This is a genomic window from uncultured Chloroflexus sp., assembly GCF_937951745.1.
Classification (GTDB): domain Bacteria; phylum Chloroflexota; class Chloroflexia; order Chloroflexales; family Chloroflexaceae; genus Chloroflexus.
Map to the genome: position 1 here is coordinate 36,181 of NZ_CALFBQ010000042.1, position 18,166 is coordinate 54,346.

General features: G+C 56.9%; 16 protein-coding genes. 6 read left to right on the forward strand and 10 right to left on the reverse strand.

Features of this window, described 5'->3' with window-relative positions:
* Positions 1–22: 22 nt before the first annotated feature.
* The 5 genes from kaiC to Q1A59_RS10540 form a co-directional block, all read right to left on the reverse strand.
* Entirely contained in the window at positions 23–1,567 is a 1,545-nt protein-coding gene (gene kaiC / locus Q1A59_RS10520) for a circadian clock protein KaiC (RefSeq protein ID WP_298401769.1), read from the reverse strand.
* Positions 1,568–1,606: 39 nt separating this feature from the next.
* The gene (locus Q1A59_RS10525) at positions 1,607–1,888 is read right to left on the reverse strand and encodes a circadian clock KaiB family protein (protein WP_298401772.1); all 282 of its coding nucleotides are present in this window, start codon (positions 1,886–1,888) and stop codon (positions 1,607–1,609) included.
* A 34-nt stretch (positions 1,889–1,922) separates the two neighbouring features.
* A complete protein-coding gene (locus Q1A59_RS10530) occupies positions 1,923–3,107 on the reverse strand; it encodes a PAS domain-containing protein (RefSeq protein ID WP_298401775.1) in 1,185 nt (394 codons plus the stop codon).
* A 155-nt stretch (positions 3,108–3,262) separates the two neighbouring features.
* On the reverse strand, positions 3,263–4,531 hold the full coding sequence (locus Q1A59_RS10535; RefSeq protein WP_298401779.1) for a cystathionine gamma-synthase family protein: 1,269 nt from the start codon (positions 4,529–4,531) through the stop codon (positions 3,263–3,265).
* Positions 4,532–4,567: 36 nt separating this feature from the next.
* Entirely contained in the window at positions 4,568–5,806 is a 1,239-nt protein-coding gene (locus Q1A59_RS10540; protein ID WP_298401781.1) for a DUF445 domain-containing protein, read from the reverse strand.
* A 189-nt stretch (positions 5,807–5,995) separates the two neighbouring features.
* On the opposite strand from Q1A59_RS10540, the gene Q1A59_RS10545 reads away from it, so the two are divergent.
* On the forward strand, positions 5,996–7,006 hold the full coding sequence (locus Q1A59_RS10545; protein WP_298401783.1) for a mechanosensitive ion channel family protein: 1,011 nt from the start codon (positions 5,996–5,998) through the stop codon (positions 7,004–7,006).
* 185 nt (positions 7,007–7,191) lie between these two features.
* On the forward strand, positions 7,192–7,614 hold the full coding sequence (locus tag Q1A59_RS10550; RefSeq protein WP_299644951.1) for a hypothetical protein: 423 nt from the start codon (positions 7,192–7,194) through the stop codon (positions 7,612–7,614).
* A 51-nt stretch (positions 7,615–7,665) separates the two neighbouring features.
* Here the strand turns inward: Q1A59_RS10550 and Q1A59_RS10555 are convergent, their stop codons facing one another.
* Genes Q1A59_RS10555 through Q1A59_RS10565 form a run of 3 tightly spaced genes read right to left on the reverse strand, consistent with a single transcriptional unit; the run spans position 7,666 to position 9,575 of the window.
* A complete protein-coding gene (locus Q1A59_RS10555) occupies positions 7,666–8,607 on the reverse strand; it encodes a CPBP family intramembrane glutamic endopeptidase (protein ID WP_299644952.1) in 942 nt (313 codons plus the stop codon).
* Positions 8,608–8,626: 19 nt separating this feature from the next.
* A complete protein-coding gene (locus Q1A59_RS10560) occupies positions 8,627–9,271 on the reverse strand; it encodes an SdpI family protein (RefSeq protein ID WP_299644953.1) in 645 nt (214 codons plus the stop codon).
* Positions 9,264–9,575 carry an autorepressor SdpR family transcription factor gene (locus Q1A59_RS10565; protein WP_298407361.1) on the reverse strand — a complete coding sequence of 104 codons (312 nt, stop codon included), beginning with the start codon at positions 9,573–9,575 and terminating at the stop codon, positions 9,264–9,266. Before Q1A59_RS10565 ends, Q1A59_RS10560 begins: the two co-directional genes overlap by 8 nt.
* Positions 9,576–9,751: 176 nt before the next feature.
* Here Q1A59_RS10565 and Q1A59_RS10570 point away from each other — a divergent pair, with 176 nt between their 5' ends.
* The 3 genes from Q1A59_RS10570 to Q1A59_RS10580 all read left to right on the forward strand — a co-directional run bounded on the left by Q1A59_RS10570 (position 9,752) and on the right by Q1A59_RS10580 (position 12,230).
* On the forward strand, positions 9,752–10,231 hold the full coding sequence (locus tag Q1A59_RS10570) for a poly(R)-hydroxyalkanoic acid synthase subunit PhaE (protein WP_298407364.1): 480 nt from the start codon (positions 9,752–9,754) through the stop codon (positions 10,229–10,231).
* Positions 10,232–10,243: 12 nt separating this feature from the next.
* Positions 10,244–11,350, forward strand: a complete 1,107-nt coding sequence (locus Q1A59_RS10575; RefSeq protein WP_298407365.1) for an alpha/beta hydrolase — start codon at positions 10,244–10,246, stop codon at positions 11,348–11,350.
* Between the two features lie 139 nt (positions 11,351–11,489).
* Positions 11,490–12,230, forward strand: a complete 741-nt coding sequence (locus tag Q1A59_RS10580) for a glucose 1-dehydrogenase (RefSeq protein ID WP_298407367.1) — start codon at positions 11,490–11,492, stop codon at positions 12,228–12,230.
* Positions 12,231–12,623: 393 nt separating this feature from the next.
* Here the strand turns inward: Q1A59_RS10580 and Q1A59_RS10585 are convergent, their stop codons facing one another.
* Positions 12,624–14,438 carry a 5'-nucleotidase C-terminal domain-containing protein gene (locus Q1A59_RS10585; protein ID WP_298407370.1) on the reverse strand — a complete coding sequence of 605 codons (1,815 nt, stop codon included), beginning with the start codon at positions 14,436–14,438 and terminating at the stop codon, positions 12,624–12,626.
* Positions 14,439–14,805: 367 nt separating this feature from the next.
* On the opposite strand from Q1A59_RS10585, the gene Q1A59_RS10590 reads away from it, so the two are divergent.
* A complete protein-coding gene (locus Q1A59_RS10590; RefSeq protein WP_299644954.1) occupies positions 14,806–17,115 on the forward strand; it encodes a transketolase-like TK C-terminal-containing protein in 2,310 nt (769 codons plus the stop codon).
* Between the two features lie 182 nt (positions 17,116–17,297).
* Here the strand turns inward: Q1A59_RS10590 and Q1A59_RS10595 are convergent, their stop codons facing one another.
* Positions 17,298–18,164, reverse strand: coding sequence for a uridine kinase (locus Q1A59_RS10595; RefSeq protein WP_298407376.1), 867 nt, complete (start codon positions 18,162–18,164; stop codon positions 17,298–17,300).
* Positions 18,165–18,166 lie beyond the last annotated feature (2 nt).

Here is an 18,166-nt window from a genome sequence, read left to right on the forward strand (position 1 = left end):
AGTGCCAATGGAACGTCGCAAGCTAATTGGTTGGCGCAGAGTCTCGGGCAGATTCGTCGCCCTCGTCATCGCGGAACATCGCACTCAGCCGATCAATTTCGCTCGGCGCAATATGGGTGAACTGCCCAGACAAAATGCCGGAGATATTGCGGAAGGGCCGGCCAATATGCATGCCACGGCTATCGATGGTAAATTCGCGAATGTCTTTGTCGTGGCTCGAACCGCGCATCTTGAGCACCGTCAACCCGCGACGCATCTCACCAAATAGCTCGACATAGCGTAAGAGAATAATCGAGTCAGTGATCGTCGAAATATGCGCTTCGGTAATTGACGAACCGCCAAGCAAGGTTGGCGTCGTCGCGGTATAGAGGCCGGCCATCTCTTGATGTTTGATGAACGAGGTCAGGCCAATCACAAACTCGCGGAAGCCCTTAATCGTCGCTACCCGTTCGAGCGCCGAGAGGCTGTCAACCGCCACCCGTTGCGGACGGAAACGGTCGATTTCGGCCTTCATAAAGATCAGTTGATCTTCGAGGCTGGTCACTTCGGGGTAGTTGCAGATCACACGCAGCAGACCATCGCGTTCCATCTGCTCGAAATCGATCCCCCAGCCGATCGCATTGCGGAAGAGTTGGTCGCGGCTCTCTTCAAAAGCAAACAGCAGCGAGCGTTCGTTTTGGCGCACGCCGGCGGCCATAAACGTCGTTGCCATCAGAGTCTTGCCGGTGCCGGTTGCACCGCTCACTAATACGATTGAATCGCGGAAGAAACCACCGCCGCACATGCGGTCGAGTTCAGTATTGCCCGACGTGGTACGCACGCTCGACGAGCGTTGTTTCAACTCGATCGCCGAGAGCGGAATAACGTGAATGCCCTCGCCGGGAATGACGGTGAAGGGGAAACTGCCCTTCTGGTGCGAGGTACCGCGGAACTTGAGAATCTCGACGGTACGCCGGCGCTTCTCGTCTTCGAGTAGGTTGCGTAGGATCACCACGTCATCTGAGACAAACTCCTCGACGCCGTAGCGGGCAATTTCGCCATACTCCTGTGTGCGCTCAGCGGTCAGCACGGCGGTCACTCCCAACCGGCGCAGTGTGCTAACGATACGGAGCAATTCGTTGCGCACCACCCGCGAATCATTCAGGCGGGTAAAGATCGCGCCCAGCGAATCCATCGACAGCCGGACGGCGCCAATACTCCGCACGGCATGCTCGATGCGCGCCAGTAGCGCACCAAGATCGTACGAGCCAAGTTCAACCAGCTCCTCTTCTGGCTGCGGCGAGACATCGACAAAGGCCCATTTCCCCTCGGCCTCCCAGCGGGCAATATCCCAGCCAAACCCCAGCATATTGCGGCGCAAGGCTTCCGGCGTCTCTTCAAATGTCACAAATACGCCCGGCTCGCCACGCTTAATGCCAGCCGCCAAAAACTGGGCCGCAAAGACCGTCTTCGCGCTGCCGGCAGTGCCCGATACAAGGGTCGTCCGACCTTTGGGCAAGCCACCGTTGGCGATATGGTCAAAGCCGGTAATTCCGGTAGGAAGCCGTTCGATCTGATCAGCGCACACCAGCGTTCTCCTTATTGGTTGCACAGAGGCAAGAACGTCTCAAGACTGTGGCGGTAGATTCAAGACATTCAACAAATCTGTAACGCTCGACAGGTCGCCAATCACTCGCCGGTAGGGTGGCGGCGAACTTTTGATCAGGGTCGGCGTCGCCAAAATCTTTTGATTCTCGGCCTGCTGCGGATCAGCAAGCACATCAATAACGGTCAACTCACATTCATAGCCAGCCAACTCTTGCTCGATCATCCGGCGAAGCGTGCTAATCGCCCGTTCGGCGCGTGGTGTTTGGCCAGCGATATAAAGATGCAAAACAATCTTACTCACAGTCTGTTCGTCCCGGCAACCATTTCAGTCGCCGCTACTCTGAGTCACGGAAAGACAATTCACCAGCCGCCATAGATCGATAATACGATGCCAGATGACCCATTAGTTCTAGCAGAAGCAGGCGCCCTTCTTCAAAATATGCTTGCAATTTCTTAGGCGTAGTATGTTGGCTGCGATTACGCATCGCTTGCAAATGAACTTCGATCAGATCACGTGGCGCTGCCCAAATCGAACCAAACCATTCGCCCAAGTCGCGCAATGCCCGTGATGGCGCTGGGGTGCGATGGACACGGCTGGACAGCGCCTCTTCGAGTAATGCGCTGTACCGTTCCAGTCCTTGGCTAAACAGCTCAGGGGCACGTTGGCGCAATGGCGCTGTTAACGAGCGTACCATCTCGTCGGGCCGCGAGATCGCCTCAACCGAGACCAGCTCGCGTTCCATTTGGCGTACCTGTTCGCGCAACATCTCGGCTTCGGCAGCAATGTGGGCAGCCCGACGCTGGTCGGTAATATCGTTGTGGGCCACCACTAACCCCTGTCGCGTCCCACGTAATGGTACTGCCCGCAAGGCAAACCAGCGTGTGCCCTGTGGGCCGGGGCAGGGATATTCATACGTGAATTCGGCCAGCTCACCTGAGAGAACCGCTTTCAACCCCTGCAGCACTTCCGGGCCGCCGGTGCCCGGCCCAGACGCCGCGCAGGCAGCAAAATAATCAGCGCCTACACTGATCGACGCTAGATCGGTAATTCCGTTTTCGCGGCCAAACTGGAGCCATGCTTCGTTTACCGCCACAATCTTGCCTTGCTTATCCAGCACCACTATTTCGCTGGTCAGCGAATTGAGGATCGCAATGCTGAATGCTTCCGCTTCCCGAAGCGCCGCCTCGGCCTGTCGCTCGAAGGTGACATCGCGTAACGTGATCAAGAGCGCATCTTGCCCTTCCCACATGATCGACAAGACCCGCATCTCGGCGACGGCAAATTCGCCATTAGGACGCAAAACCTCAACTTCCGCTCGTTCGCCAACAACCAGCGGAAAGCCGAATATTTGGCCGTGTAGCTCAGCGCCATGGCGATTCAACAGCCGCTCGGCAGCACTATTAAGAAAACGCACTGCCCCGCTGTGATCGACAATGATCGCGCCATCAGCGTCATGGCTTACAACTGCGCGCAGATGGTCTTCTGCTGTCGAGCGGGGCTGCATTTCGATATCAATCACCTCACTATTCACGCACAATGCAGCAGAAGTCAACTATCACCGGTTTATGATACAGTAAGGACATGCCATATAATAGCATGATGACGTTCTCTTCTGCGTCTGTCAAGTTCGCTTACGTGAATATTGTCACAATTGGAGCGTCAATGCATACACCGTCAGACCGCACGTAACGCCTGATTCAGATCGGCAATCAGATCATCGGGGTGTTCAACGCCCACCGACAGACGCACCATACTCGGGCCAATGCCAAACTCGATTCGTTCTTCGGGATCAACATCAGCATGGGTCATTGTCGCCGGATGCTCGGCCAGCGATTCGGTGCCACCTAAACTCACCGCCAGATGAATCAGTTGCAGATGGTTGAGGAAGCGAAACGCCTCAGCCTCACCGCCACGCAGGTCGAACGAGATCATCGCTCCCGGCCCCAAGCACTGCCGCCGGTAGATGTGATACTGTGGATCGTCGCTATTGAGATGGCCTAAATAATAGACCCGCTCAACCTTGGGATGGTTGGCGAGAAAATCGGCCACCCGCCGCGCCCCACTTTGTTGCGCTTCCATCCGCACTTTGAGCGTTTCGAGCGAGCGCAAGAGTAGCCAACCCGTATGCGCGCCTGCCATCGTGCCCATAATCGTGCGCATCCCCTTGACTTGGGCGATCAGTTCGCGACTGCCCAAGCAGACGCCGGCGATTACATCGCTGTGCCCACCTATGTATTTCGTCGCCGAATAGAGCACCAGATCAGCGCCGTGGGCTAACGGGTGCTGCCAGAGCGGGCCGAGAAAGGTGTTGTCAACCGCCGTCAACACCCGGCGCGGTGCGCGCTTGGCCAGCGCCGCAAAGCCGGCAATATCGATGAGCGCGTTGGTCGGGTTGGCCGGCGTTTCGAGGTAGATCATCCCCACCGCATCGAATAATCCGGCCCGCCGGAGCTGGGTCTCAACCTGTTCGGGCGCGACGCCCGATACAAAACCGTACCGCCGGATGCCAAAGGCCGGCAAAACGTGCTTGAGCAGATAATCGGTGCCGCCATAGACTGGCTCGCTATGCACAATCACGTCGCCGGGGCGCAAGAAGGTGAGCAGTGTCGTGGTAATCGCCGCCATGCCGCTGGCAAACACTGCTGCCGCTTCGGCGTGATCCCAGAGTGTGAGCCGATCCTCCAAGATCTCGAGATCAGGATTATTATGCCGGCTATAGATCAGACCAATCTCTTCGCCCTCGTGCGGATGGCGCAAGCCGTAGGCTAGCTCGAAAAAGGCTTTGCCCTCTTCCGCCGTCTGAAAGACGAAGGTTGAGGTCTGAAAAATGGGGCACTTGATCGCGCCTTCCGACAGCGCCGGCACATAGCCGTAGCTCATCATCAAGCTTTCGGGATGCAGCCGCTGGCCGTCAATCGTGGTTCGTTTGCTCTGTTTCACCATACATCGCCTCCTCGCGACCTGAGCAACGTCGCTCGCTCACGTAAAGAACAGTGATACGCTGTAAATGATTAGTCCGACTAATCCGCCTACAATGGTACCATTAATGCGGATAAATTGCAGGTCACGGCCAAATTGCAGCTCGATCTTACGCGTCACTTCCGCCGTGTCCCACCCATTGACCGTCTGTGTCACAAACTCGCCAATCGCGTGCCCATACCGGCGCACGAGTGCCGCCACCGCTGCCGTCACCCAATGCTCAACCTTCGCGCGCCATTCGGGATCACGTTCCAGCAGATCGGCAAACCGCCCAACCGCCGTCATAATCGAGTGGCGCAGCGTTGACGATGGCGACACGCTTTGCCCCAGCAAGGTCAGCTTGAGATCACGCCAGCTCGCTTGCGCCAGTTCGCGCACCACGGGGTGGGAAAGTATCTCTTGTTTCAAGACTTCACCTTGCTGTTGCACCTGTGGATCGAATTGGAGATCGACGATCCAGCGATCGATTAAGGCAGTAAATTGTTGGTAGAGGGGGTGATCAGGGTCTTCACGCAATTCGCGCAACAGCCGTTGAATCCCCTCCAGCAACCGCTCGTAGATGCGTTGATCGACAATCCGCGGCACCCATGCCGGTAACTCACCAGCGATACGGCGACGGATTTCTTTTTCGTTACTGGCAATCACCTCAGCTAGCAAGCTGACCAACTGCATTAAGGCATCGCGTTGGCGTCCGCCAGCCACCAAAATGCCAAGCATGCGTCCAGCCAACGGCGCCGCCGGAATCGTTGCGATCCGTTGATTAAGGCCACGCGCTAACGCTTGGCTTACCTCCTCATCATCAACCACTCGCAACAGACCGCCAATCGCGTCGGTCGCTATATCGGCTACCTGTTCACCCTGCTCTGGATCACGCAACCAATGGGCTAACCGTCTCACCGGATCGTGTCGCTGGATCCAAGCAGTTACCTGATCTGGACTAAGGAAGTTGGTTTCGATAAACCGGCCAAAGCCAGCCGCAATGCTGGCTTTACGCGCCGGCACGATGGCAGTATGCGGGATCGGCAAGCCTAATGGGTGGCGAAAGAGGGCTGTCACCGCAAACCAGTCGGCAAACGCGCCAACCATGGCCGCTTCGGCAAAGGCGCGCACGAACGGAACCCATGGCGCGGCGTCGCGCCACATGCTGGCTAGCACAAAAACGACGCCCGCAAGCACCAATAGCCCGGTTGCCACCATCTGCATACGGCGGAGCTCAATCTGTCGTTGTTGATCGTCCATTCGTATGTCAGCTCCTTAACATCGCAGTACCTCAGGCGTACAATGAAGATCACTGCGCGTCTCATCATTGAACCGTTCACCCACAAAATAGGTCTCAGGATGCACTTCACAGTGCAATCGCATTATTGTACAAAAGACTCGGTAAACAGCGGCGAACATCTACACCAATTCATCAGGTATACTACTGCTATGACTGCAAACGAAATCAACGGTACAACAACCACTATCTTACTCGTGCTAGTACTGCTCACCGGCCTCATTCTCGATTGGCTGGTACGGCCACGGGTACGGCGCTGGGCCAACACACGCAACCGGATCGTCATTGAGTCAATCGCGATTGCGCTCGGTGGTCAGTTTACGTTTTGGACACTGGTCATTGCGCTCCGCTTCTTCAGCGGCAACCTGATCGGCGATGAATTACGCGCTGCTTGGCAACCGGTGTTTGAACTCGCGAGTGTGCTTGCAATCACCATTTTTATTGTGCGGCTGATTATCAATCTTGTCGATACGTATCTACGCCATCGCCAGATCGGCAACATCTCGCTCATTAACAATCTGCTGCGCGGGTTGGGGGCATTAGCCATTGGTGGTACTCTCCTGATTAGCTACGGCGTCCCGTTAGGGCCGGTATTGACCGTAATCGCCGGTTCGAGTCTCGGCCTCACACTGGCCTTGCGCGAGCCGCTGGCCAATTTTTTTGCCGGGGTGCAGATTATCGCCTCTAATCGGGTGCGGCCCGGCGATGTTATTCGTCTCGCATCGGGCGAAGAGGGGATCGTTACTGATATTCGCTGGTCTGACACCTACATCAGGCAATTGGCCAACAACATCATCATCATTCCGAACGCCCAGATGATTTCGCAGATCGTGACCAACTTCAGCCGACCCGAACCAGAACTGGCTGTGTTGGTCGATTTCGCCGTCGGGCCTGATGCCGATTTGGCTCAGACCGAAGCGATTGTGCTCGATGTCGCGCGCACAGTGCTGGCCGAGACACCCGGTGGCGTGGCCACCTTCGAGCCGTTGGTACGCTTCAACGCAATCGATGCCGCTGGCATCCGCTTCACCGTCGTCTTACGCGGGCAGAGTTTCACCGATCAATTTCTTTTGCGTCACGAGTTCATCAAACGGCTGCGGGAACGGCTGCGGGCTGAAGGGATTGCCCCACCTACGCAGATCGTGCGGGTGCAGAACGAATGAGTTGACAATCCAAGGAATATGGTGTATGGTCGTCATATATCACGGATCGTGCAGATGCAAAACGAATGAGGGCTGAACAGGCATTGTATAGATGGTTATGAAGCGACATAAAGACAAGGAGGCATACTATAAATCCATTCGAGCGGTGGAAGGGATTGCTTGACAGGTATTTCGAACCGGTAGATGTGAGAGAAGTAGCTGAGCTAATTGGCAAAATAAGCGAGGATGATGTTAGAGTTTATGCTGGTAAAAAGAACGGGGCTGAAACTGGAACAGCGGATGAAACTGGGACACCGGCTATCCCTGTCAAAATTAATAGGTTGCCAATCGTAGTTGCCTACCTGCTAGGAGGTAGTTGCGAACAAGAATTTTATATTAACCATTTAGTGGATCCCCAACGTTATTTGGTTGTACATAAAAAGGGAACATCAGAAGGGTATTTAAACGAACACAGGTACAGATACGGTTATGGACCGTATCCTTATTTTGCCGAATCAATCTGCGATTATGTTATCGCAGACGAGCATGCTTGTGGTATGGTATTTATTAATCCTCGCCGTATTGTCTTTGTACCGTGGGAGCGAATCATGTTTATGGAAAGAAGATAAGCAAACCACTCCCATCATAGCCATAGGGGCGACTCTTTGATCGCCCCTTCCTCACAGGCGATGTGCTGCCGACGCTACCACCAACCGTTGCCTATCCGGCGGATCGGCTACCGGCAACTGCCGGCTCAGCCCAAGGACAGCGATCACCGCCAACCAGAGCGGCCAACCAGTGATGCCCAGCGCCGTCGCCCAGATCGTGTCAACCGTTGCCCCTTCACGGGCAAAGAGCGTAAGCGCGCCACCAAAAGCGTTGATACTGCCATGCCCGATCACTGCCGGCCAGACGCTCCCCGTCGCTAACCGCGTCCACCCCAGTACAATGCCAACCAACACGCAGAACACGGTCATCATCACTACCCCGAGCGCTGGATTGGTCGGGTAGTTGTAACCGAGCAGGATGATCGGCGCGTGCCACACGCCCCAGATCACGCCACTGATAATCAGCGCCGGCCATTGGCCGAGCGGCAGCAACTGCGGTAAGAGATAGCCACGCCAGCCCCACTCTTCGCCAAACACCGGCACCGCGTTGAGCAATGGCCCAGCCACTAGTGCTACTCCTAGTTGCGCAATCACAATTGGCCATACCGAAACATTCGCCAGTGACTCGCCCGCACCCGCTGCGTTGAGCAGGGTGCGAAACCCTGACAGCGATAGATCGAGATCGTAGACGCCGAACAATGCGCTGAAAAACGGTGAGACGACCATCACGAGGCCCGGTACCGTCCACGCAAACAGCCAGTACCACCCCCAACGCCGGCCCTTGCCGATCCCTAGCCCGGTCGCTTTCACAATCCCTTCCGGCGGCGGACTGATCCATCGGATCACGATCAACGTCGCTAACGCCGGAGTGAACATCATCGCCAGCATCAGCGGCAACGCCAGCGGATCAGCCAAGCCGGTTTCGCTTAGCCACAACGGCGCGCAGCACAACCATGCTAATCCTACACTCAAGCCAACAAACCCACCCAACCCACGCCAATTCAACGATGTCATCTTCAATTTCCTTTCGCGGCTAGCTGGCCCGGTGCAGCCGCCGCCATACAATGTACGAATACGGGATGGTTGCCAAAACCGGCACAATGATCAACGGAAAACTGGTCACAAACAGCCAATGTTCTGGCACGAACAGGCTGACCAACGCCGATGCCACACCACCGGCCACAAATAGGCGCGCACCCACCCGATGCGTGATCCGCCATACCTCGGCATCGGCCAACGTCCACGGGGTGCGAATACCGACAAAATAGTTTGGTGTCACCCGCCCTAGCTCATTCCCCAACACTGCAATAAGCAGTCCGCTACTTACACTGATCAGGCGCGGCACACTTATCGACCAGCCCACCGCGACTCCAACCATTATCAGATGGATTGCGGCAAAGAAGAGCGCCAAGCTGTTCATGATCAGAGCATAGGTACGGGCAAAGGCGACATAGCCCTGCCCACGCGGATCGATCCGCGGCAAGAGTGGCGCCAACACGGCCATTAACGTCGCGATAGCCGGCGGGAAGAAGGCGACAAACCACGAACTGCCGTAGCCATCAATCTCGCCAGCCGCATTCCAATGGATCGGCGCCGGATCAGGGATGAAGGGCAGCATCACTGCACCAAACACCCACATCAGCGCCGTGATGACGATCATGAACCGTAGATTACGCATGGCCGTCCTCCTTTCGTTGTGTATCGACGTCTGCGCCAACCTTAAATAGATCCATTAAAAGACTTAACACCTCTTGTAACACGGTTGCATTCAGGCGATAGATTATGTGCTGGCCATGCCGCTCGGACGTCACTAGATCAGCCGCCTTGAGCACATTGAGATGGTGCGATACACTCGGCGCCGAGATAGAAAAACGGCCTGCAATCTCGCCCGCCGTCATATCGCGCTCGTTCAGCATCTGAAGAATTGCCCGCCGGGTCGGATCCGAGAGGGCTTGAAGTGTGCGTGTGATCGCCTTTTCCATAGATAATTAGCCAACTTTCTAAATACTCTCAACCTTTAGTATAGATAGCTTCACTGCATCACGTCAAGAGCGAATGTATACTATATGTAACCATGCTGTAACTACGTCCACTACCCTATGGAAAGAACCGCGCATCTTAACGCGCCTTGACGGCGCGCCGTCAAAGGAGATTGGCAATGACACAGCCTCCGAATGGCTTTGATCCGAACGATCCGATCGGCACGTGGCGGGCTTGGCGTGATGCTAGCCTCGACGCATGGGCGAAGAGCTTGACCGCAATGGTCAACACAGAAACCTTCTCGCAGGCGATTGGCGCGCAACTCGACGCGCTGCTCGCTGTCTCCGGCCCGGTCCAACAGGCAGTTCAGCAGTATATGGAACGGTATCTGGCCCAAGCCCAGATGCCTTCGCGCAGCGAAGTGGTGTCGTTGGCCAGTCGGCTCACCAACATCGAGTTTCGGCTTGACGATATGCAGGTGCAACTCGATGAGCTAACTGACCTTGTTCGCCAATTGGCTGCAGCTGGTGCGCCGGCGCCGGCCGATGTCAGCGTTATCAGCGACCGTCTCAGTGCGATTGAAGAACAGCTCGCTTCGCTTGCCAATACCCGTCCGGCTGCTCGTACCCGCAAGGCGACGACAGAAGACAAAGAGTAGGAGTGTTTCACTATGACTAGTGCAGATGCCGCGCCGATCGACTTCGAGCGGATGACCGAGCAGTTATTGAAAGAGATTGAACGCACCACCAAGAGCAGTGATATGGCTGCTCGGATCGCGACCAATCGCATTAAGGTCGCGGTCGGTCAGACGCCGAAGGAGCAGATTTGGGCGCTGAATAAGATGCGTCTCTATCACTATTATCCGCAGGTGCCCCCGGAACAGCGTAAGGCAGTGCCAATTTTGTTGGTCTTCGCACTTATTAATCGGCCCTACATCTTCGACCTGCGCCCCGGCAATAGCTTCGTTGAGTTTCTGCTCCGCCACGGCTACGAGGTCTATCTGCTCGATTGGGGCACCCCCGGCCCTGAAGACGCGCATTACAATTTCGAGGATTTCTCGCTCAAGTTCTTGCCCCGTGCCGTGCGTGCGATGCAGCGCCATAGCAAGAAGCGTGAGTTCACGATGCTGGGCTGGTGTATCGGTGCGACAATTGTCACCATCTACGCCGCCATGCGCCCCGATGACGGTCTCCGCAACCTGATCTTGCTGACCGCGCCGATCGATTTTAGTGATAAAGAAGGTAGTACCTTCAGTCGCTGGCTCAATACCGAGTACTATAACGTTGATGAACTAGTACGTCAGTTTGGTAATGTGCCCTCGACCATTATTGAGTACGGCAACAAGATGCTTAAGCCGGTTGAGAACTATATCGGCACCTACCTCAAGCTGTGGGATAACCTCGACAATCCGGCGGTGGTTGAAGCTTGGCTTGCGATGAATACGTGGGTGACTGATAACGTTGATTTCCCCGGCGCCGCCTTCCGCCAATGGGTAGTCGAGTTCTTCCGCGAGAACCGGCTGATGGAAAATAAGTTGATGATGGAAGGTCGCATCGTCGATCTGGCTAACATCAAGGCCAATCTGCTCAATGTGATTGCCGATAAGGATCACATTGTCCCCAATTGCCAGTCACGCTCGATCATGGATCGGGTCAGCAGCAAGGATAAGAAGCTGATCGAACTGAAAGGCGGCCATATCGGGATTATGGTTGGCAGCGGCGCGAGCAAGCGCGCATGGCCGCTAATGGAAGCGTGGCTGAGCGAACGAAGTAACTAGCGTCCCCGCCCGGTGATTTGTATACCAACCGGCATCGCTGTACCGTAGACGGCGATGCCCAGTCTTCTTATTGTCTCAATTTCACCCTGACCAGCATCTCTCTCGCTTGGTCGAGTTGTAACGTCAGAAGGAGAAGGCTATGCGTCTGAGCGGAAAAGTGGCGATCATTACCGGTGGCGGGCAGGGTATTGGACGCGCCACGGCGTTGCTGTTCGGTAAAGAGGGCGCGAAGGTTGCAGTGGCCGACATTAACGAAGAGGCCGCTACCGCTACGGCAAATGCGATCGTCGAAGCCGGCGGCGAGGCTAAGGCATTTGTGGTCAATGTCGGGCAGGCCGCTTCGGTGGAAGCAATGGTCAAAGGAGTAGTTGAGTGGGCCGGCACAATTGACATTTTGGTCAATAACGCCGGCATTACCCGCGATGCCCGTATGATCAAGATGACCGAAGAGCAGTTCGATGCGGTGATCAATGTCAATCTGAAGGGCGTTTGGCTTTGCACCAAGTATGTCGCGCCAATTATGATCGAGAAGGGCCAAGGCTCGATCATCAATGCCGCTTCAATCGTCGCCTTCAACGGCAATTTCGGCCAGACCAATTATGTCGCCTCGAAAGCCGGCGTGATCGGGATGACCAAGACTTGGGCGCGTGAGTTCGGGCCGAACGGTGTTCGCGTGAATGCCGTCGCCCCCGGCTTTACCCAAACCGAGATGATTGCGCACGTGCCCGAAAAGGTACTTGATGAGTTTAAGAATCGGACGCCGCTGCGGCGCTTGGGTACCGCCGAAGATATGGCTTACGCTTACCTCTTCCTCGCTTCCGATGAGTCGAGCTTTATCACCGGTGAGGTGCTGCCGGTTGATGGTGGCTTGGAATTATAACGCAGCGAGTCGGCTACGCTGCCAGTAGCGGGCAGAGACGGTTCGTCGAGCCGTCTCTGCTAGATTCGGCATCCAGAACGTTTTCGTGTCTTTGGTGTCTTTTCGTGGCTATTCCTCACTACCGGCGACGGTTGTCGCCACACAACCCGCCCCCTCCCTCGCAGTGCGAGAGAAGGGGCGGACAGAATACCCGATCTAGCACCCGGCCCTGAAGGGTTGGGGTAGGGTGAAGAAGCCCGCTACGCCGACTGATAGCTCTAACCCCTCTCCCACTAGCGTGGGAGAGGGGAACGAAGCACCGGACTTTACCGCATTGTACAGCGATCAACGGTTACACGCGACCCCATGTTCTGCCCGCTCCGCAAAGTGCAAGCGAAGGGGCCAGCGAGCAACCTACTGCTCGACCTCAGCCACCTCAGTTTCAACAGTTTCCGCCTCTTCCGCCACTGCACTACGCTGCAACGCTGCACCACTAGCCAATGCCGCCGCGCCCAATCCAGCCAGCCACGCCAGCGGCGTCAGCGTGCCGCCGGTGTTGGGCAGTGTTGCTGGTACCGGCACCGGTTGCGCCGGAGCTTCTGGCTGGGTTGGCGTCACCGCCGGGGCAGCCCCAACCGCGATTCGGCCATCAACTGGCGGATTAACCGGCGAATTAGCGGCAATGTACTCTTCCACCACGTCGGCTAGAATGAAGCCGGTATCAACCTGATTGCGTCCGCGGGTAAAAACGCTATAGCCATCACCGCCGGTGAGCATAAAGTTGTTGGTGACGACGATGTAGTCAGCATTTGGATCAATCGGTGCGCCACCGACAGTCACACTTGTCACCCGGCTGGCTGCCGGCAGCGATGGATCGTAGGTGAATCGGAAGCCGGCAATCTGTGGGAAGCGGCCCGCGCCGCTCTCAACTTGACTGACGCCGTTGTTGAGGGCCTCGATCACTTGCGCGCCGGTCAGCGTCACTAATGCCAACGTATTACCGAACGGCAGCACTTCCAAAATCTGGCCGACCGTCACCGGCCCCGCCGGGATCGATGCCCGAATGCCACCGCCGTTGGTGATCGCCAGCGTCGCCCCCGCGCTGCGCGCCTTGGCCAACATCGCTTCGGCCACCAGATTGCCCAGATTCGTCTCACGCGAGCGGATGTTGTTGCGGCTGCCATCGAGATCAACCGCCGCCGAACCAACCACCCGCGCGCGCAACTGCTCGATTGGGCCTTTAAATACCGCAATTCGGTTCTCGAACCCTTGATCCGCCGGCAACGACGGCAGCACCTCAGTCGGATTGCCCTGCAAATCGATCACCGTGCCCGCTGCATTAAAGGCTACAGTAATATCACCGAGCCAGCGCCCCCACTCCCAGTCGGTTACTACGACCACCGGTTTACCATCAGGGCCGGCAATCAGTTCGGGGTAGGGTGGTGTACCAACCTTGTTCATCGGCCCCATCGGTGTATGTGAGTGGCCACCGATGATTAAGCTCATTCCGCCTACTTCACGAGCAATCCGCCGATCAACGTTAATCCCGACATGGGTCAGGGCAATGATGGTGAAGACGCCCTCAGCCTTCAACGCCGCCACCTGCTGGCGCGCCGCTTCGATCGCTGACGTGAAGTTAATGCCGGGGCCGGCGTTCGAGAGCACGCCGGTGTCTTCCGGGGTCAGGCTGAAGATACCGATCTTCCGGCCATCTTTCTCAATGATCGTGCGCGGCTTGATGAGGCCGGCCAGTGGGTTGCCGGCGGCAACCGCGATATTCGCGCTCAATACTGGGAATTTGGCCCGCGTGATGAAATCAACTAGCGCCTGCGGACCTTTGTCAAACTCGTGATTGCCAACGGCCATCGCCTCGTACCCCATCACATTGTAGAACTCGAGGTCGGCCATGCCGTTGTACTGATTGAAATAGAGCGTTCCTTGGAAAACATCGCCGGCATCGACCAACAAGGTGGGCATTGCCGTCTCGCGGCGGATCTTGTCGATCAATGCTTTGCGACGCGAAACACCGCCATGAACTGGATTGTTGCCGCTAAACACCGGTTCAATCCGGGCATGGTGATCATTCGTGTGTAGAATCCGCATGCGGAACGCAGGATTTTCTTGCGCCAATGCTAGCCGGAAGCTGCCGTCGCTGTAGATTGCGAGCAGCGCACCGGCACCCAAAGCGACCGTCCCTTTAAGAAACCGCCGACGTGAGATTTTCTCCATAAGGCATGGTCTCCATTTCAAGTCGCGAACAACCACAACTAAACCGCTTTGTCCTTCACAAGGACAAGCCGGTTGGATTAATCGAGTGCGCAAGCATCAAGGTGCAAACCAATGTTGAACTGAAATGGGCATGCGCATAGTACCGCAAATAGAGCGTTTTGGCAAGTGAATTAGAGCGTTTTTTACCATTCTGATGCACTTAAGCTTTTTTCAATTTCTTTTAATCGCTTCTTTATAACGACTTAACCTACTCTCACTGCAATGGTAAAGTTAAGAAACGTTCCTCTGCGACAACCTCAATGGCAACAACCGTGCCATCAAGTATAATATCAATGACCCTACACGACTGACCAATAAGGAGCAATGTATGCCCCGCATTGAGCCGACCCCCGCGCTGATCAGTGCTATCGAAGAGGTGCAACAGCGTGTGCTCTGGTTATCAACGCTGATGGTCCATCATGCGAACCACGTTCGTCCCAATCTCGACGGCGTGAAGGTAGGCGGCCATCAGGCTTCGTCGGCATCGATGGTCACGATTATGACCACGCTCTATCTGCACTATTTGCGACCCGGCGATCGGGTGTCGATCAAACCGCACGCTTCCCCGGTTTATCACGCTCTCCAATATTTGCTAGGCCGGCTCGATGCGCGCTACCTCACCCAATTGCGGGCTTTTGGCGGTCTGCAAGCCTACCCGTCACGCACCAAAGACCCTGACCCGCCCGATTTTTCCACCGGCTCGGTCGGGCTCGGCGCAGTCGCGCCGGCATTCGCCGCGCTCAGCGCGCAGTATGCGGCAGCTCATTTCAATCGGTCGGCGACGCAGCGTTTCATTGCGCTCGTCGGTGATGCCGAACTCGACGAAGGGAATGTCTGGGAGGCGGTGATTGATCCCGCTCTCGCTGACCTCGATAATCTGCTCTGGATTGTTGATCTCAACCGGCAGAGTCTTGACCGGGTGGTGCCCGGTATCCGTGCGGCCCATCTCAAACGGCTCTTTGCCGAGAGTGGTTGGCGGGTGTTGGAAGCCAAATACGGCTGCCGCTTGCAAACCCTCTTTACCCAACCCGGCGGCGAGGCGCTACGCACCCGCATCGACAAGATGAGTAACGAGGAGTATCAGGCGCTGATCCGGCTTGCCGGCCCTGATCTGCGCCCCCGCCTGATCAATGGTGATGAGCGCCTTGCCCGCCTGCTTGCGTCGATACCAGACGCAGAGTTGCCAGCAGTGCTGGCCAACCTTGGCGGCCATGATGTGATCGAACTGCTTAAAACCCTCGCTGCTGCCGATGCCGAACCACGCCGGCCAACAATCATCTTCGCCTATACGATTAAGGGATGGGGACTGCCCATCGCTGGCAATCCGCTCAATCACTCGATGCTGCTCACACCTGAGCAAATTGAGGCGCTGCGCGCGCAGTTCGGTATCGCTCCCGGCCACGAGTGGGATCGGCTGCCGCCCGATTCGCCCGGCGGTCGGCTGTGCGCCGAAGCAGCGGCCCGTTTGTATGGTGCGCCTGATCAACCAAAGCCTGCGGTGACGATCCCGCTGCCGGATGAAATTGCTGTGCCGGCTAGCGGCATGGTCAGCACCCAAGACACCTTTGGTCGCTTTCTGGTGCGCGTCGCTGATCTTACCGGCTTGCGCGAACGGATCGTCACCGCTTCGCCCGATGTGTCGGTTTCGACCAATTTGGCCGGCTGGATCAACAAGACCGGTGTGTTCGCCCGTCACGAAGAGCCGGATTTTGAGACCGAAGCCTATCGTATGTTGCGCTGGCGGCGTTGGCCGGGTGGGCAGCATATCGAGCTGGGCATTTCTGAGATGAACCTTTTTATGCTGCTGGGGATGTTTGGTTTGGCAGGCGACCTGATCGGCGAGCCGCTCATCCCGATTGGCACCGTCTACGATCCCTTTGTTTGCCGTGGTCTTGATGCGTTCATCTACGGTCTCTATTCGGGGGCGCGGTTCATTGTGGTTGGTACACCGAGCGGGATTACCCTTTCGCCCGAAGGTGGTGCCCACCAGTCGTCAGTTACGGCATCACTGGGGATTGAACTACCCAATCTCGCCAGTTTCGAGCCATGTTTTGCCCTTGAAACGGCATGGCTCTTACATGAGGCATTACGACTCTGCATTGATCCAAACGGTTCGGCTAGCTATCTCCGCCTTTCCACCCGCCCAATTGATCAAAGCCTGCTCCAACCGGCCCTTGACCGGCTCGGCGCCGAAGAATTGCGCCGGCAGGTCTTGCGTGGCGGCTACCGGCTGATTGACCGCATCGATTACCAAGATCATCCAAGTGCGCCGGTGGTGCAGATTGTTACCAGTGGCACATTGGTGCCCGAAGCGATAGCGGCGGCCCATTATCTGCGCCGGGAAGGGGTTGCAGTAAATGTGATCAATCTCACTAGCGCCCGCCGTGTGTACGAGCAATGGCAACAAGGCGGCGACGTGAGCTGGCTCATCCCGCCGAGCGAGCGCAACGCGCCGATCGTGACCGTCCATGATGCCGCTTCACACGCACTGGCATGGCTCGGCTCGATCTACGGCGCACCGCTCCACGCCCTCGGCGTTGACCGGTTTGGCCAATCAGGGGCACGTGATGACCTCTACCGCGCCTTTGGGCTTGATCCGCTGTCGATTGCCGAAGCAGCGTTTGAGTTAGTAGATTAAAAACCGCAGGGGGGCGCAGAGAACGCAGAGGCAGGCGATACGGTTGACTAGAAGCACGCTTACCGCTACCGTCACACCTCACAGCCCGCAACTCCATCAGAGCAGGTTTCGCAGTTATGGACATTGCCCCCGCTCACCAACCTTCTCTGCTGCAATCTCGGCGCCCTCTGCGGTGAAATCACCTACCCCCGCCCGTGCAACAACAACGTCGCAATCAAGGTCTGGGCAAAGGTCAGCGTCGCATTGGCCGGCGCTAGTTCTTCACCGGTCACTACCTGCCCGCGCACCGGCAGGCGCTTGCGCAAGGCGTCGCTCACCTGCTGGAGCGCAGGATCATTCTTTGCCGAAACCAACACTGCCGGCAAGCGATCTTCATCTGCCGGCACCGGACGGATTTGGATCGCTGCTGCGGCCTCTGCCGGCTGCGCCGCGCTCGCCAAGTCAAAGGTCAGAGCGCGCCGCCGCAGCGACATCTGCAAGTCAAGCCCATCCGTCGCCGGCACAAAGCGCAACACCACATCCGCCAACGGGCGCTGGGGAGCGATGTAGCGCTGGATGTCACGCTCGCGGGCCGGCCATGCCATACGCACCTGTTCGAGCGTATAGCCGCGCTGCTTGACATCACGCTCTTCCCGCCAACGACGATAAAGCTCAGGGGCTGGATCGAGGTAGACCGTCAAGTCAAACAACTCAGCCTGTACCGGCGGGGTCAGGGTGAGAGGGCCGTAAGCGATCACTAAACCGGTTGGCGCCACGCGCTCACTCCCACGAGGCACGCCAGCCACGTGATCGTACACTGGCTTATCAATGGTTTGGCAGCTGCGCAGCGCCGCCAGATCAGCTGCCATGCGCTCAAGATCGGTCGCCGCTGGATCAGCGTCGGTTAAACCGAGCGCCGCCCGTTCAGCCCGGCTATAGCGCAGATAGTCATCAAGACTGATCGGCGTCACTCCCTGCGCCCCTAGCAGACGAATAATTCCGCGGGTCAGCGTCGTCTTGCCAGAGCCGCTGGCGCCAATCAGACCAAGCATCAAGGGTTGGTCAGGCATAA

What these genes read in the sequence shown, in the direction of transcription:
- Q1A59_RS10565 (WP_298407361.1), bottom strand. Translation starts at nt 9,575, where the DNA reads ATGGAAAAGGCGATCACACGCACACTTCAAGCCCTCTCGGATCCGACC.
- Q1A59_RS10575 (WP_298407365.1), top strand. Translation starts at nt 10,244, where the DNA reads ATGACTAGTGCAGATGCCGCGCCGATCGACTTCGAGCGGATGACCGAG.
- Q1A59_RS10540 (WP_298401781.1), bottom strand. Translation starts at nt 5,806, where the DNA reads ATGGACGATCAACAACGACAGATTGAGCTCCGCCGTATGCAGATGGTG.
- Q1A59_RS10570 (WP_298407364.1), top strand. Translation starts at nt 9,752, where the DNA reads ATGACACAGCCTCCGAATGGCTTTGATCCGAACGATCCGATCGGCACG.
- Q1A59_RS10595 (WP_298407376.1), bottom strand. Translation starts at nt 18,164, where the DNA reads ATGCCTGACCAACCCTTGATGCTTGGTCTGATTGGCGCCAGCGGCTCT.
- Q1A59_RS10590 (WP_299644954.1), top strand. Translation starts at nt 14,806, where the DNA reads ATGCCCCGCATTGAGCCGACCCCCGCGCTGATCAGTGCTATCGAAGAG.
- Q1A59_RS10545 (WP_298401783.1), top strand. Translation starts at nt 5,996, where the DNA reads ATGACTGCAAACGAAATCAACGGTACAACAACCACTATCTTACTCGTG.
- Q1A59_RS10585 (WP_298407370.1), bottom strand. Translation starts at nt 14,438, where the DNA reads ATGGAGAAAATCTCACGTCGGCGGTTTCTTAAAGGGACGGTCGCTTTG.
- Q1A59_RS10555 (WP_299644952.1), bottom strand. Translation starts at nt 8,607, where the DNA reads ATGACATCGTTGAATTGGCGTGGGTTGGGTGGGTTTGTTGGCTTGAGT.
- Q1A59_RS10560 (WP_299644953.1), bottom strand. Translation starts at nt 9,271, where the DNA reads ATGCGTAATCTACGGTTCATGATCGTCATCACGGCGCTGATGTGGGTG.
- Q1A59_RS10580 (WP_298407367.1), top strand. Translation starts at nt 11,490, where the DNA reads ATGCGTCTGAGCGGAAAAGTGGCGATCATTACCGGTGGCGGGCAGGGT.
- Q1A59_RS10535 (WP_298401779.1), bottom strand. Translation starts at nt 4,531, where the DNA reads ATGGTGAAACAGAGCAAACGAACCACGATTGACGGCCAGCGGCTGCAT.